The following is a 16,113-nucleotide window of genomic DNA, read 5'->3' on the forward strand; positions in this document are numbered from 1 at the left end:
CTACCTCCCCAACAATTAAATTTTATTTTACGTGTTATTATTTACCCAAATAACACATCGATAATCATTTTGGGAGTTTTTTAGTTTTAACAAATGACAAATCGGTTTGCAAACTAATAGATATCCACGACACTGAAAGATTCGCTGTCTGCCTCATCTCCATTGCCTGATTTGTATATATGCTCCATTCCGACAGCGTCAATATAAGTTATTTCTGGCCATTGTCCTATCTGCTCTGCCGTCAAAGAAGTATTTCCAAATATAGTCCTCCATTGAGTCATCATATTAATCTTGTAATAGAATTGATTAGTCGCTGGTGGAACTGCATTTATAGCTTGCTGTATTTCCCCCTTGTAAGCTGCATTAAATAAGAGATTAACATCATATGCCTTACTGCCTATTATTATTGTTTGAGATGGCACTTCAGCAAAAGCCGGTGCTGTACCCACTAATAAAATAGCAGCCACTAAAATCATAATTTTCTTAATCATATTATCACCCCTCCTGCTTTCCCGCATTTTAAGCATGGAAATATTTTGTAATAATTGACAACAATGCAATCTATCTATATGATACCCCATAAATAAATAAAAAACAAACATCTTGATGCGCTTATTTGATAGTGAAATCACTTTCACAAAATCAAATAAGCTTAGATGTATCTATAAAAAAAGGGTAGCCACTAAGGGCTACCCTTCTTTCAATTCTAATTAATCAGCAAGAGTTACTTCAAACTCTATGCCAGCTGTATCTACTGCCGGAACAGTTAGAGTTCCTGTAGCAAGTACAGTTGTTCCATCTGCCGCAAGTATGTTAACAGTTAGAGTTTCCATACCAGCTGTGTTGTAAGTTACTGCTGTGTTTAGATCAGCTACAACGCTATTTAGGTCTGGATCTACATTAACTATTTGGAATTTAGCTGCATTTGGTACATCTGAAGCAGTTATAGTTATGTTTGATAGTAGTTCAATATCAACTGTTGCAGTTGCAGTGTATTCTGGAGCTATGTCTCTAGCTGCATCAAGAAGTTTAACTACTCTTACGTTCTTGCCGTTTTCTACTACGAAGTCAACGAAGTCGCCTTTAGCAACGTTAGACTTAGACTTCTTGTCGTCTTCATCGTAAACTAGAGTTCCTGTAGTAAGCTTGTATGCAGTAGTATCGCCTACAAGGTATACAAAGTCTCCGTCTTTCTTGTCAACTGTACCAGTTACTATGTCGAAGTCTGCAGAAGCACCTTGAACACCAGCATCAGTTATATAAGATACTATTTCAAGTTCTCCGTCGCTTTGCTTCTTAACTATAGCTACCATTTCATCGTTAGCAGCAGCTTCAGATTTAGAATCAACCACTAGATCTTCAACAGCTCCGCCGTAGAAGTCAACTGTAGCAGCTTCGTCACCGTTTTGTCTGAATGTGTCAACTATATATACAGCTTCTTCGTCAGAAGTAGACTCAAGTCCTGTGAAGAATAGAGCTGCATCTATTTCGTTGTTCTCGTCAGCGAATACTACAAACTTAGTATTGGCATTTACATCATCTTCAGCTATGTCAGCCCATTTAACTAGTTCGCAGTCATCTCTGTCTATTGTTACTGGGTAAGCAGCGTTGTCTGGAGCATTTACAAATACAGATGTTTTTTCATCAACTGAGAAAGTAGTTCCTTCTACAGTCTTTATAGTATCTTCGCCGAATTCAGTGTCTACAGTGTAAACATCTGCATCAGCAACTTCGTACTTGCCATCTGCTATTTCGCCGTCTTTGTTAAGCTTGAACTTAACGAATTCGCCTGCAATAGCCACTTCTGAGTCAGCATCTTCTTCGAATGTGTATGTTACAAGCTTGTCTTCTGATGCAAGGTAAACTCTAACTCTTTCTCCACCGTCATAGTATTTGTCTACTACTCCGTAAAGAGTGCCAGAAGTTGCCTCAGCGTCAGTCACAAAGTGTATTACTCTTCCAACAACGTCAGTAATAGCTGTTACTTTTTCACCGTATACATCTTCTAGGCCAGTTCCGTTGTCGAACTCGTCAGAGTAGCTGTATATGTCATCATTGTTGTTTGATGAGAATGTAGCGTTTACAACATCGCCAAGCATAGTAAGGTCATAAGTTTTTCCGCCTATAACAGCACTGTCAGCTTTGTATTTGCCAAATTCGCCTTCAATCTTGCTAGCTTTAACTACTTGAACTATAGCGAAGTCATCTCCATCTATAGTTTGCTCAGTTACGTAAACTACATCGTCAACTGCTATGTCTTCAAAGCTCATAGCTGCTCTTGTTGTAGCGTTCATTACTTTCATGTCATCAAAATCATCTTCAAGATCAACTGTAAACTCATCATCTGGAGTTCCAGCGCCAGCGCCTACAACGCCAGTAAGTTCTTTGTTAGTCTTGTCTATTGCAGTTACAACCATACCTGTGTTGTCAGTAGAATCTGCATCGTAAACGTCAGCAAATACTATTTCGTCTCCACTTACTATGAATCTTCCGAAGTTTCCATCAGCGAAAGCAGCTTTAGAATCTCCGTTAACGTAAGTTATAGAATCATCAGTTACATCATAGTCGTCATCAAGAACATATAGAGAAAGAGTATCTCCATCGATTGCATCTACTTGGTCTATTACAGCTTTTTCAGTGCTGTCTTTTTCCATGTAAACTATTTCATCGTCATCGTTTACATAAACTTTAACTTTCATACCCATAAGTGCTTCAGTGTCAACGCCAGCTGCAACTTCAACAGCGTTTGACTCGTCATCTTTGTTAAGCTCTTCGCTTAAAAGTGAAGCATCGTCTTTAGTAGCTATGAAAGCCACTTCGTTAGCGTCTAGAGTATCGTCAAGTCTTTGGTTCTTAGCAAGTCTAAGGTCGCTGTACTTGTCGATTTCAAGCTTGTCTTCAAGAAGAGTAAGTTGAGTCTCTTCATAAGTTATAACATCTCCGAACTCTTTAACTTTAACTATCTTAGCGTCAAGAGTGTTGTTAACCATTACTGCAACTGATCCTCTGTCAGCAGTTATGCTGTCAGCTGAGAAGTTAACACCTGAAGTTATTCCAAGACCCGCAGCTTTAGCTACGTAGTTTCCTGGCCATGTTCCCGGAAGGAACTCATCTTTGTATCCAAGCGCTCTAACAAGCATTGTAAGCGCTTCAGCATATGTAACTTCCTTAGCTGGTCCGAAAGTTCCATCTGGGTATCCTTTAAGGATGCCTTGTCCAGTAGCTACGTTAACATAGCCAGTAGACCATCTTGTTGCTTCAACATCTGAGAACTTCGTAGCACCTGTTGCAGCGTTAGCAGCTGTTCCAAGTCCAAGAGCCTCAACAAGAAGCTTAGCAAACTGCTCTCTTGTTACCTTAAGTTCTGGATGGTATTTGCCATCCTCCATACCATTAACTATTCCGAATGCTGCAAGTCTTTCAACTGCTTTTACAACTTTGGCATCTTCGATGTCAGCTGTAAGAGTTCCTGCAGCGAAGCCCATGCTCATGCTTCCAAGTACAAGCGAAAGCACTAGCACTAGCGACACTAGTCTTTTCTTCATGACTTAATCCTCCTTTAATTTGTTTAAATATTTTTGTGCTTCTAGGGTTTTAACCCATTCTACATTGTGATTATACCACCTTCTTTTGTTTTCAGTCAACAACGTTACAAAATTTGTAACATTTCTGTAACAAAGATTCAGCAGCATAACTTGATGTTTAAGCTACTCATATTATACCGTGAAACTATGCTCAATAAACATTACAAATATATTACATGCTGTTTTTTTATTGATAATTATCCACAAAACGTGTTTTTCCATGCATCAAAATATTAAATTTGCTGATTTCTTAGATACTCAAGAGCCTTGCCCAGCTGATTGTCCATCTGGTCTGAGAGCATGTATTTCGAAAAACTTTCTGAAATTGCCGAAAGCGTTGTTTTGTCAGCCATTCCATACGGATATAGCCCTTTGGCCTTTTGGAACGCTGCCACAGCCGCCGCTGTGGACTGGCCGTACACGCCCTTTGCATCTGATGTTTCAAAGCCCTGGATTCCAAGTCTTTCCTGCAGTCCAAGCACATCAAGTCCTGCATCTCCGACTTTCATGGCCTTGTCTGTCGGGAGGCTTTGCAGCTTGCCAAGGTCAACTATGCTCTCTACATACCTTTCCGCTACTATGTCCGGCACAAGACCCGTGTGGTCTATTGATCTGCCTGATGGAAGAAGGTATTTGGCTATCGTAAGCTTTATGGCCTCGCCATTTTTAAGATTCAGCACCTTCTGGACTGTCCCCTTACCGTATGTGTTCTTTCCAACGAGCACTCCGGCTTTTGTATCCTGCATAGCACCCGCAAGTATTTCGGCTGCCGATGCCGAGGATTCGTCTACAAGCACTGCCACCCTTGCAAACTTTACATCGCCGTATGAGGGATAGCTGTTCTCAGCGCCGTCCTTATACTGAATTTTGACTATATTTCCCTTAGGCACAAACTCCTGCGCAATACCTACCACGTCAAGCAGCCCCCCGCCCGGATTGCCTCTAAGGTCTAGAACAAGCTTTTTTATGCCCTTTGCTTTCAATTCTTCAATCGCAGTTAGCGTATTTTGTGTTGCCGTTTTGTTGAACTCGGTTATCTTTATATAGCCTATGCCGTTTTCAAGGACTCTTGACTTGACTGGATTTATCACCACACTGTCCCTTGTGATTGAAACCTCAAAACTCTGGCCCTTTCTTTCTATAAGCAGTTTTACTACAGTTCCTTGAGGACCCTTTATCTTGTTTACTACATCCGCAAGATTCTTAACTTCACCTATTGCTTCCCCGTCTATTGCCTTTATTATATCCCCAGGTAGCAGACCTGCCTTAATCGCAGGAGAATTTTCAAGCGGCTCCACTATTGTAACGCTTCCGTTTTTAAGGGATATCTGAGCCCCTATTCCAGAAAATGTCCCCTGAACATCCTCAGTGAACTGCCTGTTCTCTTCGGCATCCAGATATGTGCTGTATTTATCGAGCGAGTCGTACATACCTTTTACAGCGCCATCTATTAGTTGGTCTTCCGTGACTTCGCCTGCATAGTTGTTGAGTATATACTCCTTTGCTGCATCGAAGAAGCTCATGTCCTTCTTGAAGTCTTCCCCAAACGATAGGCTTGTAAAGCTCATTACTGCTATCAGCAATGCCGCCGCTGATCTTTTGATTTTTCTTGCAATCATGAATCCACCTCTCTCCTGATAAAGTCTCTCTTCCTATAATATGCCATGGTTATTCAATATTATTAAAGTATACCACAGTATTTGCATTTTAAAAGAAAGTGGCAAAAAAAGAAACTGCCAGCAGTCAAAATGCCGGCAGCCTTGTTACATTATTATTCTGGTTGAGGAGCGTCTACTGGACATACGCTAGCGCAAGCGCCACAGTCTATGCAAGTAGCAGCGTCTACAACGTATTTTCCGTCTCCAGCGCTTATAGCGTTAACTGGACACTCAGCCTCGCAAGCTCCGCAGTTTACACATGCATCAGTTATTTTGTAAGCCATGATAAAATCCTCCTTTGATTTTTAAGCAATTTTTGTTGAGCCTTTCAACTTCTATTATAAGGCTATGCGAAGCGTTTGCAAATAAAATTTCGAAAAAACGTGTACTTTTTGTGAAAAAACAATCAACAGGATTGCTAGGGATTTGCTGTGGATTTGGTGGATAATTTTGCTTAAATGCGTGGTTTTCCACAATGCGCCTGTTGATAAGTCTGTGGGTTCTGTGGAAATCGCAGCGGATAAAACAAAACATAACGTCAATAATAAAGTGTGTCTGCTACGCTACCGTGGGTATTAATTGTATCAATTATAATGATAAGGGGGATTGTGTATGATCAAAAAAATGAGATCCGCTGTTGCAGTAGGTTTGGCGCTGGTTATGCTTCCTGCTACTTCCTTTGCAGCATATTTTTCTGATGTGAAGGTGTCTGATTGGTTCTATCAGGGCGTGCAAAAGCTTGAGGCAAGGGGGATTGTGAGCGGGTACGGCAGTAATGTCTTCAAGCCAAACAACACCGTGACCAGGGCTGAGTTCCTCAAGATGGTCATGGCTGGAAAAGGCTATAAAATCAACTCACTTGTGGGCGACTACTGGGCAAAAGCCTGGATGGACCAAGCCTACATGGACGGTCTACTAGACTCATCCGACCAAAAGTTTTTCACAATTTCGAAGATGGATCAGCCTATCACAAGAAGAGAAATGGCCAAACTAGCAGCAAAAGCTACCAACTCATATGCTTCTGACAAGAATGTTTACTCTTACATAACTGACTTTGACACGATTGAAATGGAATACAAAGATGCTGTTAATGCGGCTTTCTTCAATGGTCTGATAACAGGTTATACCGACAATACCTTCAAACCCTACAATACGCTTACAAGGGCTGAGGCCTGCGCCGTGATACTGAGAATTATAGATAAGAGCGAACGGGTGTATCCGAGCATGACCATATACCAGAAGAGACTTTCTGAAACCAAGAGTTTCATGAACATGCATTTTAACAACTTTGTCTTCAACGAAACCACTGGAACCGGTTTCGTATACAATACAACCATAATGAAATTGCCCACACCTTCAATGCTCGCAAAGGGTGGCAACTATGAGTACGACTTCACAATAGACGTGATGACAGAAGCTCTTAAGGATCAAAATGGCTACGACTACATGATTAGATATGATGTGAACATGGGCAGCGAAGCTAAAGCCGTATTAAATGACTATCTCAAGTTAATACTTCCTTACGATTACGCAAAGGTCATGGAGCTTGGAAACCAAAACTTTGCAGCAGGGGCAAGAAGCACAAAGACGGCAGAGGTTGGAGGCTGGACTCTTCAATTCTCGAATTCGCTGTCTGGAGATTCGAAGGTTACGATAAAGATCTACCAAAAATAAGGCTCTTGGGCGCGGACTAAGCTGAGCGCACAAAGCGATTTACTCAGCATAGCGCTGAAACCGATGTGTGCAGGCATTCTTGGATTTCGTTTTGGATTATTTCCAGACGATGAAAAATCGCAAAATCTTAGCAATTTCGAACTGTCCGAAGCGAAGCGAGTTTTCGAAATTGCCGATTTTGCGATTTTTTTGAGTCGCTGGAAATATCAAAACAAAGCAAATGCCAAACACATCGTTCAGCGCGTTTGAACAACTTATCCAAGCGAGCGCCCTAAAAAGAAACCACTATCCCGCCCTCCCCTGCATACACCGTCGTTATCCCTCGCGCCTCGACTATTATCACATCCCTGAAGCTGTACTTCTCCCTTATCTCATCCCTTAGCCTCTCGGCCTTCTCCCTGCAGTTCACGTGAGATATGCCAAGCACCCTGTTTTCCATATCCACGGCCCTCTCGCCAATGAGCTCAACAAGTCTTCCAAAGGCCCTGTTCGATCCCCTGGCCTTCTCCACAAGGTATATGTTGCCCTCCTTGTCGGCGCCCATTACGGGCTTTATCGAGAGCACGTTGCCAATAAGGCCTGCCAGGCGGCTTATCCTTCCGGCCTTAATGAGAGTGTCAAGCGATTCGAGTATAAATAGCGTGTTCATGCTCCCTATGTACTCCTCCACCTGTTCAACTATCTCCTGCGGCTCAACATCCCTTTCGGCGAGCTCCCTTATCTTCAGCCCTATGAGAGTTTCGGCCGAGGTTGCGCTCTTTGAGTCGAAAACATGCACGAACGTGCCTCCCCCGCCTTCTTCCTTCATAGTCTTTGCGAGCATCGCGCTCGAATAAGTGCCGCTCAGGTTTGAGGAGAGCGTCACTACAAATACATTGTCCGCTCCTTCATAAGATTTTAGAAAATCATGCGGCGAAGGGGCTGCCGTCTTTGGCCCGTTTTTAGACTCCTTTATCAGCCTTATCAGCTCAAGAGGATCGAGCCTTTCGTCGTCCCTTAGCTCCAACTCGTCCACTCTTATCGTAAGCGGCACTATCTGCGGCTTTACGTATTCATCTATGTATGCGCTTCTGTCGAAGCAGCTGTCTCCCACTATTTTGTATTTCACCGGCGGCATCTCCCTTCGTTTTCAGATGAGTCATTACTATATAATATACCACCGCATTAAGCTTAATCCACAACGAAATATAAAACTACCGGCTTTTCTAGGCTTATGCCGTCTGACGAGCTGACATCCTTGCTTATGCACAGCCTGTAGCTTTTGCCCTTTATATAGCCCTCAGCCGGAGGAATCACTTCTATTTTGTTGTCCTCCTCGCCAAACACCGCACAGGCCCCGCTGTCCAGGCCTCTCTGTGTGACCTGCACAAGGTCTGCGATGCTGATTTCCTTTGAAAGGGCGCCGCTGAATTCCACCGCCCATTTTTTGCCAGGATCGATTTCCCTTTTATAATCTATGATCTCAGCTTCCGAGCTTTCGGCAGGATCTTCCACTATCACCGTGCACTCGTCTGAAATTTCAGTTCCCTCAACTGTAGCCCTGAGTATGCATATGCCTCCTGAAAGGGCTGTAATGTTCCCGCTTGAATCCACCTGGGCAACCCCTGTATCGCTGGATGTCCATATTATGTCGCCCGAAGCTCCAGCCGGATACATTCCAAAGCCTACGCTGCTGCTGCCGCCCTTTGTTATTCTTAGGCTATCCTTATTAAGTTCTATGCTCTGCGGAGCCAGCGGCTCCAGGTATATGACTTCCGTCTGGTCCGTTCCTTCATTCAGGAATGTCAATTCATTCCCGTCTATACTTAAGTATGTAGAATGCACGTTGTTTATAATCTCTGTAGATGACCCGTCCGTGCTGGTTCTGTATATGTATCCGCCCCGGGAGTAGTTGCTGAAATATATCCAGTCGCCGTATCCGCAAAGGAAAAGCGATCTGTCAGGGCATATGAGCTGTCTGACGCTTCCGTCGAGCAGCATGCTGTAGAGCCTATCGTCGATGCTACTGCTGTAATACAATCTGCCGTCCATTGTTACAGGATACGTAACTTCATTCATGTAGCTGTATTTCTCGCTTGTGCAATCGGGATATGTGGCTTTGTCCCAGAAGTGGTCCCCGGACATTCTCTCGTCCGACAGGTTAAAGTATGTATACATTGTTCTGTTTTTGACATCGGGAAGCGGGTCATCCCATGTCAAATCAGAATGATACCAATTCCCGTCAATATTGACCATGTTCCAGGCGTGGTTCATAGACTCGTCGCCCTCTACTATCCGAGCCTGCACTCCCGCCTCCTCAAGCATTTTGTAGGCAAGCAGCGAGTATCCCTGGCAGACGGTTTTGCCGTATGCCAGCGCCGCGTACGCGCTGTGCTCCTTATAGCTTGTGTCGTATTCGACGTTTTTGACTATGTAGTCGTGTATTGCCAGCTCCTTTTCAAAGCTGCTCATGCCGGGCAAAACTATTTCAGAGAGTATACCATCTACTCTCGAGTCGACATAGTCCTCCTGCTCCTTGCTAGTCAGGTATGTCATATTGTAGTATATTCTGTAATTACCCGGATAGCCGCTGTAGCCGTAGCTTATGAATGTGTAAGAAAACTTGAGATAGTCGTCGCTTGCTGTTACATTTTCAAAAACCGCTTCCATGTCATTCAGCATGTCACTTGTACCACCTGTGTACACTGCCTCAAAACTTGCCTTTCTGTCTGTCATGGCGTCATACAGCATCGATTCAAGCTGCTCTAATGAGCTTACATATGTGACGCTTTCAAGACTACGAGTGTCTGTTTTTAGGGACGCCGTTGGCAGATCCTTGTATATTCGGTTTATGTACTCCGCCTCATCCTTTTCGAATATCCTTTGCCCTTCTGCGTATGCAAAGCTTGAAAAAAACGCCGTAAAAATAAATATGAATACAATTAATGTCTTTTTGGGCTTCAACCCCATAAAATCACTCCCCATTATCGGCTGCAGCAAATGTAGCAGTCGATTGAATAATTTGCATGTTTGCAAAATCTATTATCGGCAAAAACGTCTATTTTCTTACGCATTATGGGTAAAAATAAATTACTCTATAATTCACTGGAGGTCATATCATGTCATGGCGCATAATCAGGCTATCGCTGGCCCTTTTCATATTCTACATGCTGCTCTCAATGGATTTTTCGGCGCCGGGCGTGGCCATAGGCCTATCGCTCTCGCTGGCCGTGTCTTATTTTTCAGTAAGGGTGCTCTACGACCCTGCCGGCTCTGCCGAGGAAGTCAGGATACCCGGGCCCTTGCGACTGCTTTCATACCTGCTGTTTCTGCTGCTTTCAATATACAGGGCGTCGTTTCGCTACATGCTCCACATTATAAGAAACGACGAGGAGCCGGCGGCGCTTAGGATAAGGCTGCACACCTCCAACCCCTTCATAGTCTCCCTAATTGCCAACTCGGTCACCCTAACGCCCGGCACTGTAACGCTCTCGGCAAAGGGCGACGAGCTGACTGTGCTTTGCATAAAGGGCGATAGCGACTACGAGAGCCTGCGCGGTGAAATAACCGAAGGCTTTGAAAGGCACCTTACAAGGAGGCGACGCCCATGATGATCATAACCATCTACGTCATAATAGCCGCCATATTCCTGCTGACGCTCAAGGCGGCCTTTGGGCCCACCGTGTGGGACCGCCTGCTCGCGCTAAACCTCATATCCGCAAAGACGGTGATGCTGCTGACGGCCTACTCTGTCTACACGGGCGATTTGCGCCTCCTTGACATATCAATGTCCTACGTCATAGTAGGCTTTCTCGGGGTTGCCCTGCTTTCGAGCTTCATCTTGAGGGGAGGCCGCCAGAAATGATGATAATGATATCAAACATTCTTCTAGTGCTCTGCTGGATATATATAGCCTTTGGCATTGTCGGGCTATTCCGCTTTAGGAACGTCTACGCCAGGCTGCTTACCGGCAGCAAGATAGACACGGCGGCCATGATAACGTTGCTACTGGCGCTCATGCTAAGATCCGAGTCATGGGAATTCTCGGCAAAGCTCCTTGTGATACTGCTTTTCATAATAGTGACTACCCCCGTAGGCAGCCACATAATAGCGCGCTCGGCGTTCGACTCAGGGCTTCCTGTAAAGCTCATAGAAGAAGAGCCCGGCCTGACCGATTCGGATTCAGAGGAAGGAGGGAAGTAGCATGGACACCCTTTTGCTCTTGATAGTTGCCTTCATTGCAATAGCCATAGTCGCCCAGACAGACCTTTTTCAGATGGTAATACTCTACTCCATATTTTCGCTCCTTTGCGCCACGCTCTACGTTATATACATGGCGCCTGACGTGGCGCTTGCCGAGGCCGCAATAGGGAGCGCCTTCGTGCCCATGATATTCATAGTGGCAATTTCTAAGCAGCGAGAGTTCATAGTGCTCTCGAGGCTCGAGGACGGCTTCCTCCGCCCGGGCAAGGACGGCTCCCGCTCAGGACGAGGCTACGTCATCTTAAGCTCCCTGTGCAGGCAGTACGGCCTCAAGCTCGTGCTTTGTCCCAGCGAGGACGAGAAGGCCTGCCGCATACTGGCAAGGAGCAGTCCCGACGTATATGTCTACGAGCAGGAAGGCGAGTATATAATGGAGGGCAAGGGCTCGAGCATAATAATGGAGAGGCTCTCGCACATGCTCATAGACCACGAGGACATAAGCCTCGTGCTCACGGGAGATGAAGAAAACTATGATTAGAAAAATACTTACAGCATACATGCTGATAATATGCCTTTTTTACTTTTCAAGCGCCTTGACTGATTCGGGCAAAGGCGCCAGCAGCCTCTCGCGGGATTTCTACCTGGAAAATGGCTATGCCGATACCGGCGCGAGGAACATCGTCGCCGCCATATATCTTGACTACCGCCTGCTGGACTCCATATTCGAGACGAGTCTGCTGCTGCTTACTATAGCGGGCGTTGTCCATCTTGCGAGGGAGGGCGAGCGATGAGGCTTTCTAACCTGCTTGTAAACATAGCGCGCTTCATATTCCCCTTCATGCTCATGTTCGGGCTGTATATAATTCTCTACGGCGACGTTTCGCCTGGCGGAGGCTTCCAAGGCGGAGCCATCCTGGCAAGCGCCTATATAACGGCCTACATAGCCCGTGGCGAGAGGATATTCGAGATAGGCAGCCTGGTGCTCCTTGAGAAGGTGCTCTACGTTCTGATTGTGGCCATGGCCCTTATTTCGGTGCTTACAAAGGGCGAGGCCTTCACAAGCTTCATCCCTTCGGGTGAGCCGCTTGAAATCAGGCGCCTATTTCTCATAGCCATGAACGTCTTTATTGGCTTCAAGGTGGCCCTTGGCATAACTTCGCTCTTCTCGTCGTTTGTGGAGCAGGAGTCAGTGGACGACTAATTTTTGACAAGGAGGCTGCTATGCAGATAATGCTCGCAACAGCTATAGTGCTCATTGGCTTTTACGGCATGTGCACATCCAAAAATATAATAAAGTCGATAGTGTGCCTCAACATTTCCGAAGCGGCCATTATACTAATATTCCTCAGGAGCGTCTATTTCGAGGGTGCCGCGCTGCCTATAATAGGCTTGCGCCATGCCGGCGAGATGGTGGACCCCCTGCCCCAGGCGCTCATGATAACGGCCATAGTGATAGGCGCCTCCGTGACCTCGCTGGCCCTCATGATTTCCATAAGGCTTTTTCGCGCCTACGGAAGTCTGGACTGGCGCATGCTGCTTGAAAGGAAGGATAAATAGATGCTCACTTCGCTGCACATCATGCCCGCATACCTTATAATAATACCCATAGTGTTCGCCATAGCAGCCTACCTGCTGCCCGAGAGGGGCTCAAGGTGGGTCTGCGCCCTCTGCCAGACCCTGCTTACGCTCGCGGCCTTCCACTACTACGCCCTCATATTCGACATGGACATGCACCTTGTCGCCTTCGGCGGCTGGCCGGATTTTGCCGGGATAACACTGCGAAACGACCACCTGTCAATGGGCTTTGCCGCCATGGCCATATTCCTGTGGTGGTGCGTACTGCTCTACGCCTTTTTCGAGAGACTCAGCAGGAGCTACCTCTTCTTCCTGCTCTTTCTCGAGGGAACCTTCATGGGACTTATCATGAGCAATGACCTGTTCAACCTGTTCGTGTTCATAGAGGTAGTCACAATAATATCCACAATGCTCATCACCTACAGGGGCGACGGCTCCTCGCTTAGGGCGGGCTTTTACTACCTGCTCTTCAACAACGCCGGTATGCTTTTTTACCTTGTCGCCTTCATAATACTTTACCAGGTCTGCGGCACGCTCAACCTCCAGCTTATGAAGGAGGCTTTGCCCGCCCATATGGGCGAGTTCCCGGTTAAGCTCTCCTTCGTGCTGGTCACCGCGGCCTTCGGAGTCAAGTCGGCCTTTTTCCCGGTGTACAACTGGCTGCCCAAGGCCCACAGCGCCGCGCCGTCCGCGGTTTCGGCGCTCCTTTCGGGGCTCCTGGTAAAAAGCGGACTCTACGAGTTCATAAGGCTCAACGAGGTCTTCCACTACGCCTCGCTGGATTTTTTCCTTGTAGCCGTAGGCGCAGCCACGGCTCTGCTGGGCGTCATATTCGCCCTCTGCCAGAAGGATATAAAGCTCATACTCGCCTTCCACACTGTATCGCAGGTTGGCATAATGTTCATGGGGATAGGCCCTTTCCGGGGCTTTGCCTACTCGGGCGGCATGCTCCACCTTGTAAACCACGGCATGTTCAAGGCGCTGCTTTTCCTGTGCGCGGGGATGATAGTCTCGGACTACAGGAACAGGAACGTCAACCAGATTCGAGGGGTGCTGCGCCGCTTCCCGCTGCTCTCGGTCTTTATGATTGTCGGCATGCTTTCAATAACAGGCATGCCCTCGCTCAACGGCTACATAGGCAAATATATAATAGCCGACTCTGTCAGGCACATATTCTGGGAGAAAGCTGTCCTCCTTCTTGTAAACGTAGGTACGGCTGCGTCGTTTATAAAGATATCCCAGATATTCACGGCGGACTACAAACACCTTAGGATTCCCGTGAAACGCGTTGGCCTCGAGCACCTGCCACTTTTCCTGCTCTCCTCCAGCTGCGCCCTGCTGGCGGCATACTACAGGCAGCTGGCCTCCTGGCTCTTCGAGCTGCCAATACCGGCCTTTACGCCGTCCGATCCTGTGCACATGCTTGAATATCTGGGGATACTCGCCGCGGGCTACGCCCTGTATCATTTTTTCATAAAAAAAGATCCTCCCTTTGTAAGGAGGATCCGAAATGCCGATATTTCATTTGAAAACGCATGCATGCTGCTGCTTGGCTTTGTATGCATGATGAGCGTTATTGTAATGGGGCTTTGATATTAGTTCCTGCAGTTAGCCGGCTCTATAGCCACTGCGTGGCCTCTTATCTCTGCTCCGTTCATTGCGCTTAGTACCTGTCTGCAGCTGTCCTTAGTGACCTCTACAAATGTGAACTTCTCGTATATGTCTATCCTGCCGACATTCTCGCCCTTTATTCCGGATTCTCCGGCTATGGCGCCTATTATGTCCTTAGGTCTAAGTTTTTGCTTTCTTCCGGCATTGACGAAAAGTCTCACCATGCCTGCTTCTCTTGCTCCTGTGTTGTCGAATGTGCTCTCGAACACCGGCTGCTCTTCCTTGCTCTCAACAGGGTTGCACATCATCGATATTACGGCTGCAAGCAGAGCTTCAGGCTCCATTGCGCTGCCTTCGATAAGCGAGTGCGCCGCCTTGACATACGACTTCTTGATTGAGCCGCTTGCCTTGGCAAGTATTTCCTCGAGAGTCTTTTGTATCCTTATCTTCTCGACGTCCTCAACTGAAGGAGGAGCTATCATCTTTATAGGTGCCTTTGTATAGCTTTCGATTCTTCTGAGTCTTGAAACCTCTTCACCCCAGGCGAAGCTGAAGGACATTCCCTTCTTGCCCGCTCTTCCTGTTCTTCCTATCCTGTGGACGTAGTACTCTATGTCCTGAGGTATCTGGTAGTTGAAAACGGCGTCTACGTTGTCTACGTCAAGTCCCCTTGCCGCAACATCCGTCGCGATAAGCACTCTTATTATGCCGTTTCTGAACTTGTTCATTACGCTGTCACGCTTTTGCTGGCTCATGTCGCCGTGAAGGGCGTCAACATGGTAGCCCATTGACGAAAGCTCGAGCGCAAGCTCATCCACGCCTTTTTTAGTGTTCATGAAGATCAGCGAAAGCCTTGGCGAATGTATGTCCAGAAGCCTTGAAAGCATCTGAGTCTTGTCTGATGATCTTACCTTTATATATGACTGCTCTATGGCGTCGGCTGTGAGGTTTCTGCCCTCGACCTTTACCACTTGTCTGTCTTTTTTCTGGAATCTCTTAGAAAGGTTCATTATCTCCTTTGGCATAGTGGCCGAGAAGAATACTGTCTGTCTTTCTGAAGATGAGCCTGCAAGTATCTTTTCTATGTCGTCCCTAAAGCCCATGTTGAGCATCTCGTCAGCCTCGTCAAGTATTACAAGCTTAAGAGAGTCAAGCTTTATGGTTCCTCTTTCTATGTGGTCTATTACCCTGCCTGGAGTTCCGGCTATTATCTGTACTCCTCTTTCAATCGCCTTTAGCTGTATGCTTATAGACTGGCCGCCGTATATTGCAAGCGTCTTTATGCCCTTCTTGTGCTTTGAAACCTTCTTGAGCTCTCCTGCAACCTGAACTGCAAGCTCTCTTGTAGGGCAAAGTACCATTACCTGAAGCGAGTTGTCAGCTGGGTCTACTGCTTCAACAGCAGGTATTCCAAATGCCATTGTCTTTCCTGTTCCTGTCTTTGCCTGGCCTATTATGTCGTGGCCCTGCATAACCATTGGTATTGCCTGCTCCTGTATAGGAGACGGGTTCTCGTATCCAAGGTCCTTTATTGCCTTTAAAATCTTCTCTGATAGTCCTAGTTTTTCAAATCCGTTTGTCATTATATAAATCTTTCCCTTCGTATTATGCGCATAGCGCGAGTGTCCAGCTTAAAGCAAGTGCAATCCCAAATCTGTCTGCAATCCAAATAATGCAGTTAATATCTGCGTAAGTGACCTGCAGCTTCTGGGGGTATGCTCTCAACCAATAAGCGCTCCGCTGCTAGTCACATATATCGCCAAACTCAAGGAAGTTGCCTGATAAAGTACAGCCGAAGGTTCCCCTTCGGCTGAAATGTTCCTGCTTCA

At 46.3% G+C, this 16,113-nt stretch carries 16 protein-coding genes; 9 read left to right on the plus strand and 7 right to left on the minus strand.

What is annotated here, in order from left to right:
- Window positions 1–113: 113 nt before the first annotated feature.
- The 4 genes from GT589_RS05840 to GT589_RS05855 form a co-directional block, all read right to left on the minus strand.
- Window positions 114–491 carry a hypothetical protein gene (locus GT589_RS05840; RefSeq protein WP_293397397.1) on the minus strand — a complete coding sequence of 126 codons (378 nt, stop codon included), beginning with the start codon at window positions 489–491 and terminating at the stop codon, window positions 114–116.
- A 219-nt stretch (window positions 492–710) separates the two neighbouring features.
- A complete protein-coding gene (locus GT589_RS05845; protein WP_293397400.1) occupies window positions 711–3,545 on the minus strand; it encodes an S-layer homology domain-containing protein in 2,835 nt (944 codons plus the stop codon).
- 272 nt (window positions 3,546–3,817) lie between these two features.
- Window positions 3,818–5,203: a S41 family peptidase gene (locus GT589_RS05850; RefSeq protein ID WP_293397403.1), complete on the minus strand. Its 1,386-nt coding sequence runs from the start codon at window positions 5,201–5,203 to the stop codon at window positions 3,818–3,820.
- Window positions 5,204–5,355: 152 nt separating this feature from the next.
- Window positions 5,356–5,526, minus strand: a complete 171-nt coding sequence (locus tag GT589_RS05855; protein ID WP_293397406.1) for a DUF362 domain-containing protein — start codon at window positions 5,524–5,526, stop codon at window positions 5,356–5,358.
- Window positions 5,527–5,854: 328 nt separating this feature from the next.
- Between GT589_RS05855 and GT589_RS05860 the strand changes: the two genes are divergently transcribed.
- The gene (locus GT589_RS05860) at window positions 5,855–6,916 is read left to right on the plus strand and encodes an S-layer homology domain-containing protein (RefSeq protein ID WP_293397409.1); all 1,062 of its coding nucleotides are present in this window, start codon (window positions 5,855–5,857) and stop codon (window positions 6,914–6,916) included.
- A 271-nt stretch (window positions 6,917–7,187) separates the two neighbouring features.
- Here the strand turns inward: GT589_RS05860 and GT589_RS05865 are convergent, their stop codons facing one another.
- Both GT589_RS05865 and GT589_RS05870 read right to left on the minus strand, forming a co-directional pair.
- Window positions 7,188–8,024: a DegV family protein gene (locus tag GT589_RS05865; protein WP_293397411.1), complete on the minus strand. Its 837-nt coding sequence runs from the start codon at window positions 8,022–8,024 to the stop codon at window positions 7,188–7,190.
- A gap of 62 nt (window positions 8,025–8,086) precedes the next feature.
- Window positions 8,087–9,865, minus strand: a complete 1,779-nt coding sequence (locus GT589_RS05870) for a transglutaminase domain-containing protein (protein WP_293397413.1) — start codon at window positions 9,863–9,865, stop codon at window positions 8,087–8,089.
- Between the two features lie 149 nt (window positions 9,866–10,014).
- Here GT589_RS05870 and GT589_RS05875 point away from each other — a divergent pair, with 149 nt between their 5' ends.
- From GT589_RS05875 to GT589_RS05910, 8 genes are read left to right on the plus strand one after another with little or no spacing between them, the layout of a single operon-like run.
- Window positions 10,015–10,506 carry a Na+/H+ antiporter subunit E gene (locus GT589_RS05875; RefSeq protein WP_293397416.1) on the plus strand — a complete coding sequence of 164 codons (492 nt, stop codon included), beginning with the start codon at window positions 10,015–10,017 and terminating at the stop codon, window positions 10,504–10,506.
- Window positions 10,503–10,760: a monovalent cation/H+ antiporter complex subunit F gene (locus GT589_RS05880; protein ID WP_293397419.1), complete on the plus strand. Its 258-nt coding sequence runs from the start codon at window positions 10,503–10,505 to the stop codon at window positions 10,758–10,760. The genes GT589_RS05875 and GT589_RS05880 overlap by 4 nt, the downstream gene beginning before the upstream one ends.
- The gene (gene mnhG, locus GT589_RS05885; RefSeq protein ID WP_293397422.1) at window positions 10,757–11,098 is read left to right on the plus strand and encodes a monovalent cation/H(+) antiporter subunit G; all 342 of its coding nucleotides are present in this window, start codon (window positions 10,757–10,759) and stop codon (window positions 11,096–11,098) included. The genes GT589_RS05880 and mnhG overlap by 4 nt, the downstream gene beginning before the upstream one ends.
- Before the next feature lies 1 nt (window position 11,099).
- Window positions 11,100–11,636: a Na(+)/H(+) antiporter subunit B gene (locus GT589_RS05890; protein WP_293397424.1), complete on the plus strand. Its 537-nt coding sequence runs from the start codon at window positions 11,100–11,102 to the stop codon at window positions 11,634–11,636.
- A complete protein-coding gene (locus GT589_RS05895; RefSeq protein ID WP_293397427.1) occupies window positions 11,629–11,889 on the plus strand; it encodes a hypothetical protein in 261 nt (86 codons plus the stop codon). Before GT589_RS05890 ends, GT589_RS05895 begins: the two co-directional genes overlap by 8 nt.
- A complete protein-coding gene (locus tag GT589_RS05900) occupies window positions 11,886–12,299 on the plus strand; it encodes an MnhB domain-containing protein (RefSeq protein WP_293397430.1) in 414 nt (137 codons plus the stop codon). The genes GT589_RS05895 and GT589_RS05900 overlap by 4 nt, the downstream gene beginning before the upstream one ends.
- Before the next feature lie 20 nt (window positions 12,300–12,319).
- On the plus strand, window positions 12,320–12,655 hold the full coding sequence (locus tag GT589_RS05905; RefSeq protein WP_293397434.1) for a sodium:proton antiporter: 336 nt from the start codon (window positions 12,320–12,322) through the stop codon (window positions 12,653–12,655).
- Entirely contained in the window at window positions 12,656–14,266 is a 1,611-nt protein-coding gene (locus GT589_RS05910) for a complex I subunit 5 family protein (protein WP_293397437.1), read from the plus strand.
- A 2-nt stretch (window positions 14,267–14,268) separates the two neighbouring features.
- On the opposite strand, the gene GT589_RS05915 is transcribed toward GT589_RS05910, so the two are convergent.
- Complete coding sequence (locus tag GT589_RS05915; protein WP_293397440.1) at window positions 14,269–15,867, minus strand: DEAD/DEAH box helicase; 1,599 nt, start codon at window positions 15,865–15,867, stop codon at window positions 14,269–14,271.
- Between the last annotated feature and the right edge of the window lie 246 nt (window positions 15,868–16,113).

Source organism: Peptoclostridium sp. (genome assembly GCF_009881055.1).
In the GTDB taxonomy this organism is placed as follows: Bacteria; Bacillota; Clostridia; order Peptostreptococcales; family Peptostreptococcaceae; genus Peptoclostridium_A.

Coding starts and splice junctions, on each gene's coding strand:
- GT589_RS05840 (WP_293397397.1), bottom strand. CDS start 491: ATGATTAAGAAAATTATGATTTTAGTGGCTGCTATTTTATTAGTGGGT.
- GT589_RS05845 (WP_293397400.1), bottom strand. CDS start 3,545: ATGAAGAAAAGACTAGTGTCGCTAGTGCTAGTGCTTTCGCTTGTACTT.
- GT589_RS05850 (WP_293397403.1), bottom strand. CDS start 5,203: ATGATTGCAAGAAAAATCAAAAGATCAGCGGCGGCATTGCTGATAGCA.
- GT589_RS05855 (WP_293397406.1), bottom strand. CDS start 5,526: ATGGCTTACAAAATAACTGATGCATGTGTAAACTGCGGAGCTTGCGAG.
- GT589_RS05860 (WP_293397409.1), top strand. CDS start 5,855: ATGATCAAAAAAATGAGATCCGCTGTTGCAGTAGGTTTGGCGCTGGTT.
- GT589_RS05870 (WP_293397413.1), bottom strand. CDS start 9,865: ATGGGGTTGAAGCCCAAAAAGACATTAATTGTATTCATATTTATTTTT.
- GT589_RS05875 (WP_293397416.1), top strand. CDS start 10,015: ATGTCATGGCGCATAATCAGGCTATCGCTGGCCCTTTTCATATTCTAC.
- GT589_RS05880 (WP_293397419.1), top strand. CDS start 10,503: ATGATGATCATAACCATCTACGTCATAATAGCCGCCATATTCCTGCTG.
- mnhG (WP_293397422.1), top strand. CDS start 10,757: ATGATGATAATGATATCAAACATTCTTCTAGTGCTCTGCTGGATATAT.
- GT589_RS05890 (WP_293397424.1), top strand. CDS start 11,100: ATGGACACCCTTTTGCTCTTGATAGTTGCCTTCATTGCAATAGCCATA.
- GT589_RS05895 (WP_293397427.1), top strand. CDS start 11,629: ATGATTAGAAAAATACTTACAGCATACATGCTGATAATATGCCTTTTT.
- GT589_RS05900 (WP_293397430.1), top strand. CDS start 11,886: ATGAGGCTTTCTAACCTGCTTGTAAACATAGCGCGCTTCATATTCCCC.
- GT589_RS05905 (WP_293397434.1), top strand. CDS start 12,320: ATGCAGATAATGCTCGCAACAGCTATAGTGCTCATTGGCTTTTACGGC.
- GT589_RS05910 (WP_293397437.1), top strand. CDS start 12,656: ATGCTCACTTCGCTGCACATCATGCCCGCATACCTTATAATAATACCC.
- GT589_RS05915 (WP_293397440.1), bottom strand. CDS start 15,867: ATGACAAACGGATTTGAAAAACTAGGACTATCAGAGAAGATTTTAAAG.